This window comes from Microbulbifer mixtoriginis (SeqCode), assembly GCF_052467705.1.
Genome location: NZ_CP174322.1, coordinates 706,746 through 721,714 on the forward strand (window position 1 = coordinate 706,746; position 14,969 = coordinate 721,714).

Consider the following 14,969-nt stretch of genomic DNA (forward strand, 5'->3'; position numbering starts at 1 on the left):
ATTGGCGAGAGAAAACCCGCGCGGCTCGGTGGGCCGCGCGGTTTTTTTATGCCGCTTAAACCTGATAGCGGCTGCGCAGGGCGGCAATGGCGTTGCGCGCCAGAGTGGCATAGCCTGGAGCCGGTGCAGGCACTTCAGCGGGAGCATTACTCTCACTCCAGGCTCTTTGTATGTGGTTGGCGCCGGCCTTTTGCTTATAGATTCGCGCCAGGTTGGTGTTGTAACTCTTACTGGTGACAGTATCCACATGGTACCAGTGGGCTTTGGTGCGAGAGTGGGATACATCCATCAGCAGGTAGCCGCGCTGGGTTACGTCAACCCACTTCAGATGAGGAATCAGTCCATCCATGGCGATGGCGGCTACATCAGTTAAATGGGACTTGTCCAGGAAGCTGGAGGTCACTCCCGGGGTGACAAACTCGCCGCCCAGGGCACCGCGGCCGGTTAGGCGGCCGTACTCGAGAATATTGAATGGATTGCTGGCCAGGTCCCAGGCCCAGGAACTGTGGATATCTCCGGTGAGCACGACAAAATTGTCGATATTGTGGTTGCTGATGTGATCGAAGAGGCGCTCGCGGGAGGCGGTGTAACCATCCCATTGGTCCATATTGATCGACAGATCTTTGGCCAGAGTCAGTTGCGCCATCATCACTTGCTGCCCCAGTACCCGCCAGCGCACACCGTCCGCTTGGGATTGCGTCAGGCCGCTGTGCAGCCATTGCTCCTGTTGTGCGCCGAGGATACTGCGATCGGGATTATCGGCGGTCTTCTGGTCGAACCAATTGGCCTGCTCGTCACGCGCGGCAATTCGCGTATCCAGCATCATCAAATCCATCAGGTTGCCAAAGCGGAAGCTGCGGTAAATGGCCTTGTCACCAAATAAATCGAGGATGCCGTTATCGCGGATTGGCATCCATTCAAAGTAGGCCTGGTTTGCCACAGAGCGGCGCACCGCCCATTCGCCTTCGCCGTCTTGGGGGTTGTGGTTCTCCGCACCACCGGCCCAGGCATTGTTGGTGGTTTCGTGGTCGTCCCATACGCAAATAAACGGGTGCTGGCGGTGGACTTCCTGTAGATCGGGGTCTGAGCGATATTGTGCGTAGCGCTGGCGATAGTCCTGAATATCCACCATTTCCTTGGCGGGAATTGGCTCGCGTCCGAGGCCACTACCGGTGCCAAAACCACCGGGACCATATTCATAGATGTAGTCTCCCAGGTGCAGTACTACATCCAGATCGGCGCGCAGGGCGATCTCGCGATACACATTGAAGTAGCCCATCGGGTAATTGGAGCAGCTGGTAACGGCGAAGCGCAGGCGCTCCACATGGCCGGTGGGCAGGGTGCGGGTGCGGCCGATCGGTGAATCGATACCGTTGGAGTAGAAACGGTAGTAGTAACTAGTGCCTGCCTGTAGTCCTGATGCGTCCACCTTGATGGTGTAATCCACTTCTGGGCCGGTGAGACCACTGCCGCTGTTAACCACCATGGCCATTTCCGGGTCCAGTGCGATCTGCCAGCTATAGGGCACCATGGACTGGAAGGCGGGATCATTGGAGGGGGTGATCCTGGTCCAGAGAATAACGCGATCCGCTAGGGGATCTCCGCTGGCTACGCCGTGTTGGAATGGCTGCAGGCCAGCACCATAGGCTTTCAGCAGTGGCAGCGATGCCAGGCCGGCGCCGGAAAATTGTAGAAACCGCCTCCGGGATAGTGACATGGGACTCTCCTTTATGTGCTTGTTTTAGAGGGCCCGCAGTCTGAATAGGGAAAGTGAAGGCTTTGTTAATTGATGGGGGAATTTTTGTGTTGTAGGTGCGGATTAGTCGGCAAATTCGTCCGCCAACCGATAAGTTGAGACATATGTCTATTTTTATTGCTCCTGAGAGCACGATCGCCGCTGGCGAGACTCTGTACACCTTCATTGTGACCGGTATCCAGCAATGGTCTTTCCCGCTGTCGTTCCGCAAGCGCTTACTCTCGGGTATCCTGTGGCGCAAATTGAAAAGCTGAACCCAGGGAGTAGACCCATGTTGCCCCGTTTACTATGCACCAGCCTGATCGTCGGCGGCCTCGCCGTAGCCTCAGGTTGTTCCAAGAATGAACCGACCAAGGTCGAAGCTGACAGCGCCGATACGTCGGTAAAAGCGGCTGCGGTGATCGAGAAGAAAAGCGTTGCAGAAAAGGCGCCGCAATCCGGTGTGGATTATCACTCCTTCGCCAATAGCAATGACTACCAGGTGCAGCACCTGGATCTGGACCTGACTGTCGACTTCTCCCGCAAGGTACTTGAGGGCGAAGCCAAGCTGGACTTCAAGCGCCTCAACGACAAGAACCTGCCGATGGTGCTCGATACCCGCGAGCTGGAAGTGGTTTCTGTATCGGCTAACGGCGCGCCGGTGAATTTCTCCATGGGTGAGAAAGACAGCCACCTGGGCACTCCGCTGAATATCGAGCTGCCGGAAGATGCCGACAGCATTACTATCCGCTACCGCACAGCGCCGGGCGCCTCTGGTGTTCAGTGGCTGGAACCGCAGCAGACCGCGGGTAAAAAGCATCCGTTCCTGTTTACCCAGGCCCAGGCGATTCACGCGCGCAGCTTTATCCCGCTGCAGGATTCCCCGAAAGTTCGTATCACCTACAACGCTACCGTTCGCACCCCGAAAGAACTGCGCGCGGTAATGAGTGCGAACAACGATCCGCAGGCGGCCAAAGATGGCGTTTACGAATTTGAAATGCCCCAGCGCATTCCCTCTTATCTGATTGCCCTGGCAGTAGGCGACCTGCAGTTTAAGCCCATGGGTGAGCGCACCGGTGTTTACGCCGAGCCTTCCATGCTGGAATCTGCAGCGGCGGAGTTTGCCGATACCGAATCCATGCTGGAAGTGACCGAAAAGGCGTATGGCCCCTATCACTGGGACCGCTACGATCTGCTAATTCTGCCGCCCAGCTTCCCCTTCGGCGGTATGGAAAACCCGCGCCTGAGCTTTATCACTCCGACGGTGATCGCCGGCGATAAGAGCTTGGTAGCCCTGATTGCCCACGAATTGGCCCACTCCTGGTCCGGCAACCTGGTGACCAATGCCAGCTGGCGCGACCTGTGGCTGAATGAAGGCTTCACCACCTACCTGACCAACCGCATCATGCAGTTCGTCTACGGCGATGAGCGCTATCAGATGGAAATGGCTCTGGGTTATGACGACCTGCAGGCGGACCTGGCCGATAAAGAGCCCCGCGATGAGATAATGGCGATCGACCTGCGCGGCCGTGATCCCGATGAAGTCTTCTCCAATATTCCCTATGAAAAAGGCTCCCTGTTCCTGTACGAGCTGGAGCAGAAAGTGGGCCGCGAAGCGTTTGACCGCTTCCTGATGGAGTACTTCAACCACTTCTCCTTCCAGAGCATTACCACCGAGGATTTCGTTAAGTACCTCGACAAGACCTTGTTGGTTGAGCACGCTGACAAGCTGGATCGCGAGCGCATTCATCAGTGGATTTTCGAGCCGGGTATTCCTGAAGGTGCGCCGCACCCGCAGTCCGATGCCTTCAGCAAGTTGGACCCAGTGCGTCAGCAGTGGTTGGACGGCAAATTGGTAGCGAAGGATATCGACACCAAGGGCTGGACCTTCCACCAGTGGAAGTATTTCCTCGACGGTATGCCGGAAAAGTTGACTGAAACGCAATTGAAGGAACTGGACAGCGCCTTTGGCCTGACCCAATCCCGCAATAACGAAGTGGCCTTTAGCTGGCTGATGATTGCCGTGCGCAACGACTACGAGCCGGCATTCAATCGCCTGGAAAACTTCCTTACCAGCATCGGCCGCAACAAGTTCCTGCGCCCGCTATACCGCAATATGGTTGAAACCGGCAAACAGGATGTGGCAGCGCGTATTTTTGAACGCGCCAAGGTGGGGTATCACCCGCTGACGGTAAAAGTGAACAGCCTGGTAATCTACGGTAAAAAAGAAGGCTAGCTCGGCCTTCGACACTTGTGCGATTTTGGTGCTGTGCACCAGAATCGCCGCTCTCCATACTGATTGTTGCCAGCGCAACACTGGCCACCTATGAGCTTTCCCTAGCTTTATCTGCCCGTTTTTCCTCTTGCCAAGATTAACTCAATGAATCTGCTAAAGCTGGTTTCGGGTTGGGTTTGGCTGGCGCGCAATGCTAAAAAAGACCTGTGTAATCGGTTGTGTAGCAAAGCTGAACAAACTGGTACAAAAGAAAGAATTTTACGTCAATTTTCTGGCATAAAAATCATTAAACTGCTGTTCAAAACGGAACCCATTGCGTACCCTGCTGCTCGAATAAAAATCCATTTAGGCAAAGGGAGGTACCTATGTACAGGCGGATTTTAATATTGGCTTTTCTCAGCCTTTTGGCAGCAGGTTGCGAGTATGAACCCAGTGCCTGCTCGGATAACACTAAGCCGCGCTCATTCCCCTTCCCACACGCGGTGATATAAACCTTTTTTGGGGCACCTTTAAGAAGGCTGTCCCAATTCGGCAATTTGCTGGTCGTTGAGACCGAACAGGTAAAGCGCCGCATCTAGTCCAAATAGAGTGATAGCTTGCGGCGCCTCCCTGCGGACTTTGGGTTTTGGGTGTATGGCGATACCCAGGGCACCCAGGTTTAACATGGGGATATCGTTTGCCCCATCTCCAACGGCAACCACTTTTTCCAGCGGCACTCCCATCTCCTTTGCAGTTTCTCCCAGCAATAACCGCTTGCGCATTCCGTCCACAATAGGCTCTATCACTTCACCGGTGAGCGCGCCTTCGGCAAACTCCAGTTCATTGGCGTATATCAGGTCAACAGCCAGGCGTTCCCTTTGTAGGAAATTGGCGAAGTAGGTAAAACCGCCGGACAAAATGACCGTTTTGCAGCCGAGTTTGCGCAGGCAGTGCAACAGGTTTTGCGCTCCATCTTTTAGTGGCAGTTGCCTGGCGATTTCTGCCAGGCGCTGTTCGGAAAAACCTTTTAGCAACGCCATACGTTTTTTGAAACTATCGCGAAAATCCAATTCGCCGCGCATGGCGGCCGCAGTGATGGCCGCCACCTGGTCGCCGATTCCGGTAATCTTGGCTAGCTCGTCGATCACCTCTGCATCGATCAGAGTGGAATCCATATCGAAGCCAGCCAGTGCCGGTACTCTCTGACTGATGCCCGCCTGCAAGACCAGATCGGCTCCGATTGCTTCGGCCAATTGTAGGCAGGCAAAACGTGCCGGGGAAAACTCCAGTTCAGCGCTGAACTGAAAGCGGATGACCGTGCACTCGTGCCGGTGGGCTAGGGTGTCGATGACATCAATATGCCAGTGTTGCTCAGCACAAAAATCCAGCAGGCGCTGCAGTTGTGACAGGGTGGCTGCTGGGCTTAGGAAGGTCAGGCACCAGGGCGATTGCACGTCTGATGGTATCGCGCTGGGTAAATTCAATTGGCAACTGACGGCGTCCGAAAAGGGGGCTGTATTGTCGTATTCCAACCCCAGCAGTGCATGGCCGCCGCTATAGGTGAGGTAGCGCACAGAACAGTCGAAGCGTGACTGGGTAATTTGCGCCAGGGGCAGATGAAATTCTTGTGCTTTAGTCTCGACGCCCATAGCGAAGGTCCCCAATTTATTCAATAAGCGACGCATTATAGCTCTAGCGGGAATCTTCGTTAAAATCAGCGCCGCAGGTTGGGCCCGCTTATTTACTTACAAATTAAAAAATCCTGTGTGGAACTATTTTGTTGCGGGATCGACCAACGGCACAGGAAATTACACTGCGTATTATTTGCGCTTTGTGAGGATAAAATTGCGCCAGGGTCCTTGGCCGTGGAGAGTTCCAAAAACGCAAGGTAATAAAAACAAGGCAAGGTATTAAAGCCGTATTTATGTCTGTATCGATGATTTCTCTTCTGCGCAGGTTGCCAGAGCAGTTTGCGCGTTTATCTAAACGTACCCGCCAGCGTCTGCTGGCTGCGATGATCTGGCTGATACTGGCGCTGTTCTGCAGCGTGGCTCTCGGTCATTACTATGCGCAGCGCCATGCTGATGCGGTGGAGAGAGACCGGGCCTCTGCGCAGGTTGCGGCCAGTTTTCTCGCCGGGCAGAGCCTGGAGCGTATTGTTGCCGATGATCGTATCAGTATGCAGCTGTTGGCCAGGCAGCTGCTGGAATTGCCCGCTATCAGCGGTGTTGCTGTTGAGGATGTGGAATCCAATAGCCTGGCGGAAGTTGGTGATCTGAAGAGTGGCGAGACCATCAGTGTGCCAGTAGTGCTGCACGACAGTATCGCCGGCAATGTTACCGTAGCCCTGATTCCTGGTGCGGACGTCAGCTTTCCCTGGGCCAGCTTATTGCTGACGCTGGTATTTGCCCTGCCATTTAGTGCAGTGGCGGCACTGATGACAGGGGGTTTTTCCGCGCAGCGCAGTTTGCCAGCGGAAGAGCCTCTTTCCTCTGCGGATCTTCCCGAACAAAAGCAAGACTCTATAGGCCTGTACCTGCGGCCATTGAATTGGGCTCAATTGACCAACCAATTGAGTCGCAGTGCGCTCGAAGGAATTCAGCGGGAATTGGATGGGCGTATGCAGTTGCTGCGTCGGATCTACGGTGCCCATCCATTGAGTTGTGCAGGGCCACAAGTTGGTTTGGGGTTTTCCGGCGCCGATTCGGCGTTTCGTGCGGTCTGCTGTGGCCTGTTGCTGCGGGAGATGCAGAGTGTCAGCCGCGCTACCGGTTTGAAGTTGGCCCTGGCGGTGGCGCCTTGTGAGCCAAGCACGCCAGATTTTTCTGCTGAACAGCTACTAAACCAATCGCGTGGTTTGTTTTTACATCCTGAGTTGCTGGAGGATAGCTCTCTGGCTGGGCGTATTGAGCACCACGGTGCTGGCTGGGCTCTGGAAATCACAGGCCTTACACCCTCCTATCAAAAGTTGCTCGACAATCAGTTGCAACAGCTGTTGGGCGTCTGATCCCTCCCTTCCGATTACTGCGATGGGTTAATGACTGAATAGCCCCTCGCAGTTATTTTTGGCGTTTGCTTTACGTTTACGTCAACGTAAACTCTTGTTAGGCTCTGTTGCGTCTCGAGGAAGTACTTATGAAAGCCAAAGCCAGCATCGTAGAGCCCCAGAGTTACAGTATTTCGGAGCTGGCGCGGGAGTTTGAGATAACCACCCGCGCCATCCGTTTCTATGAGGACAAGGGCCTGCTCAAACCGGAGCGGCATGGTCAGACCCGTGTCTACAGCCCCGAAGAACGGGTGCGCTTAAAGCTGATTTTACGCGGCAAGCGCCTGGGTTTTTCCCTTGATGAGAGCCGCGAGATTATCGATATGTACGACCCCGCTCATGGCAATGTAGAGCAGTTACAGCGCCTGCTGGAGCGTATAGCGCAGAAGCGGGCACAGTTGCAGCAGCAGCTGCGGGATATTGAGAGCCTGATGGGGGAACTCGGTGAAGCCGAAGCCCGTGCACAAGCGGCTTTGGTAAAGAGCCGCAACGAGGAAAGCCCCTAGTTCACCGGTTAAAAATTTCGACGGGCGCCTGCGAAAGCCTGTGACCCGCAGAGGTTTAGCGTGTCACCCGATGTATCGAGTGGTTGCAGGTGCCGCCAGTTTAAAAGACTTTTCTAATAATTATTGGAGCCATTATGAATACCTCCTATCCAACCCTGAATTTCGGCCTCGGTGAAGACATCGATATGCTCCGCGACATGGTCTACAAGTTCTGCCAGGCGGAGCTGGCCCCGCGCGCTGCGCAGATCGATGAAGACAACCTGTTCCCCGCGGACATGTGGAAAAAATTCGGTGAGCTGGGCCTTCTGGGTATGACCGTGGAAGAGGAGTTTGGCGGTTCCAATATGGGTTACCTGGCACACGCTGTGGCCATGGAAGAAATTTCCCGCGCCTCCGCTTCTGTGGGCTTGTCCTACGGTGCCCACTCCAACCTGTGTGTAAACCAGATTCGCAAAAATGGTACCCGCGAGCAGAAACTCAAGTACCTGCCCAAGCTGTGTTCCGGTGAACATGTAGGCGCCTTGGCTATGAGTGAACCCAACTCCGGTTCCGACGTAGTGAGCCTGCAACTGCGCGCGGAAAAGCGCGGTGATCACTTTGTTTTGAACGGCAATAAAATGTGGATCACCAATGGCCCCGATGCCGACACCTATGTGATTTACGCGCGCACCGAGCCGGGTATCAGCTCCGGCGGTATTACCGCATTTATCGTTGAGCGCGGTTTTGCCGGCTTCTCACAGGCGCAGAAACTCGACAAGCTGGGTATGCGCGGTTCCAACACCTGTGAGCTGGTGTTCGAAGACTGTGAAGTGCCGGAAGAAAATATTCTCGGTGAATTGAACGGCGGCGTACGCGTTTTGATGAGCGGCCTCGACTACGAGCGTACCATTCTCTCCGGTGGCCCTGTCGGTATTATGCAGGCCTGCCTGGATGTGGTGGTTCCCTATATTCACGAGCGCAAGCAGTTCGGCAAGGCTATTGGTGAATTCCAGCTGATGCAGGGCAAGATCGCTGATATGTATGCCGACCTGAATGCCAGCCGTGCTTACCTCTACGCCGTGGCGCGTGCCTGTGATCGCGGTGAGGACTCGCGCAAGGATGCCGCCGCTGTAATCCTGTTTACTGCAGAGCGCGCAACCCAGATGGCCCTGCAGGCTATCCAGACCCTGGGCGGCAATGGCTACATCAACGAGTATGCCACCGGCCGCCTGCTGCGCGATGCCAAGCTCTACGAAATCGGCGCGGGCACTTCTGAAGTGCGTCGTATGCTGATTGGTCGCGAGCTGTTTAACGAGACCCGCTAAGGCTGGGCATTTCTTCTCGCTGCCGACGCCTGTCGGCGGCAGCTGTCTCCACGGACATTGCGGCGGTAAGCCGCGCTCCGTGGAGGTCTTTTCTCCGGGAAAGTGAATCGGACTTTATGAATCAGTTGCAGAGCAAAATAAACACGCGCGACGCCGCCTTTGGCGAAAACCGCGAGCAGATGCAGGCGCTGGTGGCAGACCTGCGCGAAAAAGTGGAAGCCATCGCCCAGGGCGGCGGCGAGCGCGCACGGGAAAAACACCTGGCGCGAGGAAAATTATTGCCACGGGACCGTATCGATGCGCTGCTCGATCCGGGTAGCCCCTTCCTGGAATTTTCCCAGTTGGCCGCTCATGAGGTTTACGGTGAAGATGTCCCAGCCGCGGGTATTATTACCGGCATCGGCACCGTCTCTGGCCAGCCTTGTGTCATCGTCGCCAACGATGCCACGGTAAAAGGTGGAACTTATTATCCCCTCACAGTAAAAAAACACCTGCGCGCGCAGACCATCGCCGAGCAGAACAATCTGCCGTGCATTTACCTGGTGGATTCCGGTGGTGCTAATTTGCCGCGCCAGGACGACGTTTTCCCAGACCGTGAGCACTTCGGTCGCATCTTCTTTAACCAAGCCAATCTCTCTGCACAGAATATTCCGCAGATCGCGGTGGTGATGGGTAGCTGCACCGCCGGTGGAGCCTATGTGCCGGCCATGGCAGACGAATCCATTATGGTGAAAGAGCAGGCCACCATCTTCCTGGCGGGCCCGCCCCTGGTGAAAGCGGCCACCGGTGAAGAAGTTTCCGCGGAGGAACTCGGCGGTGCCGAGGTGCACTGTCGCACTTCCGGAGTTTCCGATCACTACGCCAATAACGACGTACATGCGTTGCAGTTGGCGCGCCGCTCTGTAGCGCGCCTAAACCGCATCAAAAATCCCGGCCTGGATATCCAAAAGCCAGTGGAGCCGATTTATCCACCGGAAGACATTTACGGCGTGGTGCCCAAAGATTCGCGCCAGCCGTTTGACGTGCGCGAGATTATCGCGCGGGTTGTGGACGGATCCGAGTTCGATGAATTTAAAGCGTTGTACGGCACCACCCTGGTCACCGGTTTTGCCCGTATCCAGGGCTATCCGGTGGGAATTGTTGCCAACAACGGCATTCTGTTTGCGGAGAGTGCGCAGAAGGGCGCGCACTTTATTGAGTTGTGTGCGCAGCGCAAGATTCCATTGGTTTTCCTGCAAAATATCACTGGTTTCATGGTGGGCAAACAGTACGAGGCGGGCGGTATCGCCAAACACGGCGCCAAGATGGTGACCGCTGTCGCTACCGCCAAGGTGCCCAAAATTACCATCCTTATCGGTGGCTCTTTCGGCGCCGGTAACTACGGTATGTGTGGCCGCGCCTACGATCCCAATTTCCTGTTTATGTGGCCCAATGCGCGCATTTCGGTTATGGGGGGTGAACAAGCTGCTGGCGTATTGGCCCAGGTGAAGCGCGACCAAATGGCCGCCCGAGGGGAATCCTGGAGCGAAGAGGAAGAGCGCCAGTTTAAGCAGCCGATTGTGGATAACTACGAACACCAGGGGCACCCCTACTACGCCTCCGCGCGCTTGTGGGATGACGGCGTTATCGATCCGGCGGATACCCGCCGCGTGCTCGGTCTGTGCCTGGCGGCGGCCAGCCACAAGGAACCGCAAGAGACCAAGTTCGGCGTGTTCCGCATGTAAGGAACCGTGGTTGCGGCGCCAATGAAATGTTCCGGTGCCGCTTTTGAGAGACGCCCCAATCGAGGAATTACAATGAGCGATAAATTGCTGTGCGAAGTGGATAGCGAGGGCGTGGCCACGGTCACCCTGAACCGGCCGGAAATCCACAACGCTTTTGATGATGAACTGATCCACGAGCTGGCCACCACCTTTGACACCCTGGCGCAAAACCCCGCTGTACGTGTGTTGGTACTGGCCTCCAATGGCAAGAGCTTTTCTGCCGGAGCCGACCTCAACTGGATGAAGCGCATGGCGACTTATTCAGAAGAGGAAAACCGCCGTGACGCAGCCGCGCTTGCTGCCATGCTGTACAAGCTCGACACTTTCCCTGCGCCCACTATTGCGCGAGTACAGGGCGCCGCTTTTGGCGGTGCCGTGGGTCTGGTGAGCTGCTGCGATATGGCCGTGGCCTCTGAGCGCGCCAGCTTCTGTTTGTCGGAAGTCAAAATCGGCTTGCTGCCCGCTACCATCAGCCCCTATGTCATCAATGCGATCGGCACCCGCCGCGCGCGCCGTTACTTTGTCACTGCGGAGCGTTTCTCCGCCGAGCGCGCGGAACAGATGGGCTTGGTATCCGAAGTCTGCGCCGAGGGCGACCTGGACCTGCATGTGCAGAAATTAGTGAATGCCATTGCCGATAATGGCCCCAAAGCGGTCGCCATGGCCAAGCAACTGGCCATGTCCATGTCCAACCGGGTTATCAACGATGAATTGCAGGGCCAGACCAGCGCGCTGATCGCCGCCGTGCGTGTATCGCCGGAAGGACAGGAAGGGTTGAGTGCGTTTTTGGAAAAGCGCGCACCCAAGTGGATGAATGGTGGCGAAGGATAATTTTATGATTCGCAAACTGTTAATAGCTAATCGCGGCGAAATCGCCTGCCGCATTATCAAGACCGCCCGCCGCCTGGGGGTGGCCACCGTTGCTGTCTATTCCGATGCGGATGCCGATGCCCTGCATGTGCAGATGGCGGACGAAGCGGTAAACCTGGGCCCGGCTCCGGCCAGGGATTCCTACCTGGATATCGACAAGGTATTGGGTGCTGCTAAGCAGACTGGTGCTGATGCCATCCATCCAGGTTACGGCTTCCTGTCGGAAAATGCCGAGTTTTGCCGCGCTTGCGATAGCGCCGGCATTATTTTTGTTGGCCCGCCCACCGGCGCGATTGAGGCGATGGGCTCCAAGTCCGCGGCCAAACGTATTATGGAAGAGGCCAATGTGCCCCTGGTGCCCGGTTACCACGGCACAAACCAAAATGAAGAGCTGCTGGAAGGCCATGCCAATCGCATCGGTTATCCGGTATTGCTGAAAGCCGCTGCCGGTGGTGGTGGTAAGGGCATGCGCCGTGTCGACAGTGCGGATGAATTCCACGAAGCATTAGCTGCAGCCAAGCGTGAGGCCATGAATGCCTTTGGCGACGACATCATGCTGCTGGAGCGCTATGTGGTGAGTCCCCGCCATGTGGAAATCCAGGTGTTCTGCGATCAGCAGGGCAACGGTGTCTATCTGTTTGAACGGGATTGCTCGGTGCAGCGCCGCCACCAAAAAGTAGTGGAAGAGGCCCCCGCACCGGGCATGACTCCTGAGTTGCGCGCGCGCATGGGTGAAGCGGCCCTGCGCGCGGCCCACGCGATTGGTTACGTGGGTGCCGGCACGGTGGAATTCCTGCTGGATGCTAGCGGTGCCTTCTACTTTATGGAAATGAATACCCGCCTACAGGTAGAGCACCCGGTGACGGAAATGATCACCGACCAGGACCTGGTGGCCTGGCAGTTGTCAGTTGCCGCTGGCGATACCCTGCCCATGAGCCAGGATGAGCTGCAGATCAACGGCCACGCGATGGAAGTGCGCATCTACGCCGAAGACCCGGACAATGATTTCCTGCCGGCAACAGGCGTGTTGGTGCGCCACCAGCCCCCGGCGGAAGGCGAGGGTGTGCGGGTGGATACCGGTGTGCAGACCGGCGATGAAATCAGCGTGCATTACGACCCGATGATCGCCAAATTGATCTGCCACGGCCGCACCCGCAAAGAAGCCCTGGCCAAATTGGATCGCGCACTGCGTGATTACCAGATTGCCGGTGTGCGCCACAATATCGAATTCCTGCGCCGAGTGATCAATCACCAGGCATTTGCCAGCGGTTGTATTTCGACGCACTTTATCGAGGACTACGAGGCGGAAGTACTGCATCAGGAGCAGACACTGACGCCGCTGAAATGTGCTGCTATTGCCGGTTATTTGCAGCAGCGTGAAGAGCGCGATCTGCGCAATAGCGCACCTCAGCGGGATCCTTTCTCTCCTTGGCACAATGGTGATAACTGGCGCAATGCTCTGGCTGGCAGTCGCACCCAGACGGTGGACTACCGTGGCCAGCACGCTCAAATTCGCTTTGTTGCGGAGGGCGATAGCCTGCGCTGGACTTGCGATGCCTTGCCTGAGGAACAGAACAGCGGTGAGATTCGCCTGCTGCCAGGGCGCGACTTGATGCTGGTGGATGGCCGTCGCATGAGTTTCTCCGCCGTGGATACCCGCGATGGCGGTGCTGTATTTATTGATGGCACCCAGGTGGAATTTAAGTTGCTGCCACCGGATATCGGCGAGAGCAATGACCAGGCCCACGGCCTCGATGCCCCCATGAATGGCACCATAATTTCGCTGCTGGTTGAGCCCGGTTCGACGGTGGAAAAAGACCAGCCGCTACTGGTCATGGAAGCCATGAAAATGGAACACACCCTGCGGGCTCCAGCCGCCGGCACCGTGCAGCAGTTCTTCTGTGCCGAAGGTGAATTAGTGGATGGCGGTAGTCTGCTGGTGGATTTTGCCGGGGAGGAGCAATAATGACATTGCCCAAGCAAGTCAAAATCGTCGAAGTGGGGCCCCGCGATGGGCTGCAAAATGAAAAGCAGCCTATCTCTGTGGAGACCCGTATCGCACTGGTGGACAAGCTCAGTGCCAGTGGGCTGTCGGTTATTGAAGCCGGCAGTTTTGTCAGCCCCAAGTGGGTACCGCAAATGGCCGCCAGCGAGGAAGTGCTGGCGGGTATCCAGCGCAAAGACGGAGTTATCTACAGCGCGCTCACGCCAAACTTAAAAGGCTATGAGCGTGCAGTGGAAGCCAAAGCGGATGAGGTCGCCGTATTCGGCGCGGCCTCAGAAGCCTTCACCCAGAAAAATATTAATTGCAGTATTGCTGAGAGTCTTGAGCGCTTCCGTCCACTGGTGGAAAAAGCGAAGCAAGACGGTATACCCGTGCGCGGATACGTATCCTGCGTACTTGGTTGCCCCTATGAAGGCGATATTGATCCGGCCAAAGTGGCAGAAGTTAGTGCCGCTCTATTGAAAATGGGTTGCTACGAAATTTCCCTCGGCGACACCATCGGTGTCGGCACCCCGGAAGCCGCCAAGCGTATGCTGGAGCAGGTGATGGCCCGTGTACCTGTGGAAAAACTTGCTGTGCATTTCCACGATACCTACGGCCAGGCGTTGGCCAATATCTACGCGGCCCTGCAAATGGGTGTCGCAGTAGTAGATTCCGCCGTAGCTGGCCTGGGCGGCTGCCCCTATGCCCGTGGCGCTTCTGGCAATGTTGCCAGTGAGGATGTGCTTTATATGCTCAATGGCATGGGTATTGAAACCGGCGTGGATTTGCAGTTGCTGGCAGAGGCTGGGAACTTTATTTCTGAACAGTTGGGGCGGGAGACCAATTCCCGTGTAGCTAAGGCATTGGTGCCTTGCTGAGTGAGTAGTGGGTTCTCTCCAGAGAGTGTTTTTTCTGGAGAGGACCTTTTAGAGAATTTTAGAATCATTTTTGTCAGTGCTAAATCTACATAGGATTGCCCATCGTGAGATTTGTTACATCAAATCCACCTCTGTTGCCTTTCACTGATACCATAAATATTACATCTCCCTTGGTAAACTTACAGAGGATTTGATATTTATACATATGAGTAACTCCTTTTTCAGAAAAAGAAACATGCTTTCTTATATCTAGCGTCTTAATCTCTTCAATTTTTATAAGCGCACCCTGCTTTTCGCCCCAAGATATAATTTCTTCTCTGATGTGTTGGTCTCTAGGTACTGGGTAATTAGATTTAGACCAATAGGCTTCAAAATTATCTCGGTCTAATTTTTGGAATGAAAGGATTAATTCTTCAGCTTTCTTCTTAGCCATTTTAGGAGGGTCAAAAATTATCATATACATCGAAAAGCTGATAAAAAATAAAGTCGATAGGATAAAAGCTCCTCGAGTTATCATTTTTTTAAACTTCACTTCCAAAATTTACCCTATAAATTAAGTGCGCCCAGCAATTTTCCATATTATGGGTGGCCAATGTCATCTATAGATAATTCAGGGGCGCAGTTTAAACGTATTTTAGATACTATATCCTATTTCGTCAGGGTGG

13 protein-coding genes are annotated in these 14,969 nt (G+C 55.2%); 10 read left to right on the top strand and 3 right to left on the bottom strand.

Annotation, left to right across the window (positions count from 1 at the left end; all coding sequences use genetic code 11):
• Positions 1-55: 55 nt before the first annotated feature.
• Positions 56-1,717 (bottom strand): alkaline phosphatase D family protein, encoded by a 1,662-nt coding sequence (locus tag ACJJIB_RS03165; protein ID WP_444887849.1) that lies wholly within the window; start codon positions 1,715-1,717, stop codon positions 56-58.
• A gap of 143 nt (positions 1,718-1,860) precedes the next feature.
• Here ACJJIB_RS03165 and ACJJIB_RS03170 point away from each other — a divergent pair, with 143 nt between their 5' ends.
• From ACJJIB_RS03170 to ACJJIB_RS03180, 3 genes are all read left to right on the top strand, one after another.
• Positions 1,861-2,010: a hypothetical protein gene (locus ACJJIB_RS03170; protein WP_444887850.1), complete on the top strand. Its 150-nt coding sequence runs from the start codon at positions 1,861-1,863 to the stop codon at positions 2,008-2,010.
• A 17-nt stretch (positions 2,011-2,027) separates the two neighbouring features.
• A complete protein-coding gene (locus tag ACJJIB_RS03175; RefSeq protein ID WP_444887851.1) occupies positions 2,028-3,971 on the top strand; it encodes a M1 family metallopeptidase in 1,944 nt (647 codons plus the stop codon).
• A gap of 144 nt (positions 3,972-4,115) precedes the next feature.
• Positions 4,116-4,355 carry a hypothetical protein gene (locus ACJJIB_RS03180; protein WP_444887852.1) on the top strand — a complete coding sequence of 80 codons (240 nt, stop codon included), beginning with the start codon at positions 4,116-4,118 and terminating at the stop codon, positions 4,353-4,355.
• Positions 4,356-4,480: 125 nt separating this feature from the next.
• Here the strand turns inward: ACJJIB_RS03180 and serB are convergent, their stop codons facing one another.
• A complete protein-coding gene (gene serB / locus ACJJIB_RS03185) occupies positions 4,481-5,635 on the bottom strand; it encodes a phosphoserine phosphatase SerB (protein ID WP_444887853.1) in 1,155 nt (384 codons plus the stop codon).
• 239 nt (positions 5,636-5,874) lie between these two features.
• On the opposite strand from serB, the gene ACJJIB_RS03190 reads away from it, so the two are divergent.
• The 7 genes from ACJJIB_RS03190 to ACJJIB_RS03220 all read left to right on the top strand — a co-directional run bounded on the left by ACJJIB_RS03190 (position 5,875) and on the right by ACJJIB_RS03220 (position 14,304).
• Positions 5,875-6,957 carry a hypothetical protein gene (locus ACJJIB_RS03190; protein ID WP_444883574.1) on the top strand — a complete coding sequence of 361 codons (1,083 nt, stop codon included), beginning with the start codon at positions 5,875-5,877 and terminating at the stop codon, positions 6,955-6,957.
• A gap of 128 nt (positions 6,958-7,085) precedes the next feature.
• On the top strand, positions 7,086-7,502 hold the full coding sequence (locus ACJJIB_RS03195) for a MerR family transcriptional regulator (RefSeq protein WP_444887854.1): 417 nt from the start codon (positions 7,086-7,088) through the stop codon (positions 7,500-7,502).
• Positions 7,503-7,636: 134 nt separating this feature from the next.
• Entirely contained in the window at positions 7,637-8,806 is a 1,170-nt protein-coding gene (locus ACJJIB_RS03200; protein WP_444887855.1) for an isovaleryl-CoA dehydrogenase, read from the top strand.
• Positions 8,807-8,922: 116 nt separating this feature from the next.
• Complete coding sequence (locus ACJJIB_RS03205) at positions 8,923-10,530, top strand: carboxyl transferase domain-containing protein (RefSeq protein ID WP_444883577.1); 1,608 nt, start codon at positions 8,923-8,925, stop codon at positions 10,528-10,530.
• Between the two features lie 72 nt (positions 10,531-10,602).
• Positions 10,603-11,400 (top strand): enoyl-CoA hydratase/isomerase family protein, encoded by a 798-nt coding sequence (locus ACJJIB_RS03210; protein WP_444883578.1) that lies wholly within the window; start codon positions 10,603-10,605, stop codon positions 11,398-11,400.
• Positions 11,401-11,404: 4 nt separating this feature from the next.
• Positions 11,405-13,405 (top strand): acetyl/propionyl/methylcrotonyl-CoA carboxylase subunit alpha, encoded by a 2,001-nt coding sequence (locus ACJJIB_RS03215; RefSeq protein WP_444887856.1) that lies wholly within the window; start codon positions 11,405-11,407, stop codon positions 13,403-13,405.
• Positions 13,405-14,304, top strand: a complete 900-nt coding sequence (locus tag ACJJIB_RS03220) for a hydroxymethylglutaryl-CoA lyase (protein ID WP_444887857.1) — start codon at positions 13,405-13,407, stop codon at positions 14,302-14,304. Before ACJJIB_RS03215 ends, ACJJIB_RS03220 begins: the two co-directional genes overlap by 1 nt.
• Before the next feature lie 85 nt (positions 14,305-14,389).
• Here ACJJIB_RS03220 and ACJJIB_RS03225 read toward each other — a convergent pair whose 3' ends face one another.
• Positions 14,390-14,842: a hypothetical protein gene (locus tag ACJJIB_RS03225; protein ID WP_444887858.1), complete on the bottom strand. Its 453-nt coding sequence runs from the start codon at positions 14,840-14,842 to the stop codon at positions 14,390-14,392.
• Positions 14,843-14,969: the final 127 nt, after the last annotated feature.

Excerpts from the sequence above, each read along its gene's own strand:
- ACJJIB_RS03165 (WP_444887849.1), bottom strand. The coding sequence starts at position 1,717 with ATGTCACTATCCCGGAGGCGGTTTCTACAATTTTCCGGCGCCGGCCTG.
- ACJJIB_RS03190 (WP_444883574.1), top strand. The coding sequence starts at position 5,875 with ATGTCTGTATCGATGATTTCTCTTCTGCGCAGGTTGCCAGAGCAGTTT.
- serB (WP_444887853.1), bottom strand. The coding sequence starts at position 5,635 with ATGCGTCGCTTATTGAATAAATTGGGGACCTTCGCTATGGGCGTCGAG.
- ACJJIB_RS03175 (WP_444887851.1), top strand. The coding sequence starts at position 2,028 with ATGTTGCCCCGTTTACTATGCACCAGCCTGATCGTCGGCGGCCTCGCC.
- ACJJIB_RS03200 (WP_444887855.1), top strand. The coding sequence starts at position 7,637 with ATGAATACCTCCTATCCAACCCTGAATTTCGGCCTCGGTGAAGACATC.
- ACJJIB_RS03195 (WP_444887854.1), top strand. The coding sequence starts at position 7,086 with ATGAAAGCCAAAGCCAGCATCGTAGAGCCCCAGAGTTACAGTATTTCG.
- ACJJIB_RS03180 (WP_444887852.1), top strand. The coding sequence starts at position 4,116 with ATGAATCTGCTAAAGCTGGTTTCGGGTTGGGTTTGGCTGGCGCGCAAT.
- ACJJIB_RS03210 (WP_444883578.1), top strand. The coding sequence starts at position 10,603 with ATGAGCGATAAATTGCTGTGCGAAGTGGATAGCGAGGGCGTGGCCACG.
- ACJJIB_RS03170 (WP_444887850.1), top strand. The coding sequence starts at position 1,861 with ATGTCTATTTTTATTGCTCCTGAGAGCACGATCGCCGCTGGCGAGACT.
- ACJJIB_RS03205 (WP_444883577.1), top strand. The coding sequence starts at position 8,923 with ATGAATCAGTTGCAGAGCAAAATAAACACGCGCGACGCCGCCTTTGGC.
- ACJJIB_RS03215 (WP_444887856.1), top strand. The coding sequence starts at position 11,405 with ATGATTCGCAAACTGTTAATAGCTAATCGCGGCGAAATCGCCTGCCGC.
- ACJJIB_RS03220 (WP_444887857.1), top strand. The coding sequence starts at position 13,405 with ATGACATTGCCCAAGCAAGTCAAAATCGTCGAAGTGGGGCCCCGCGAT.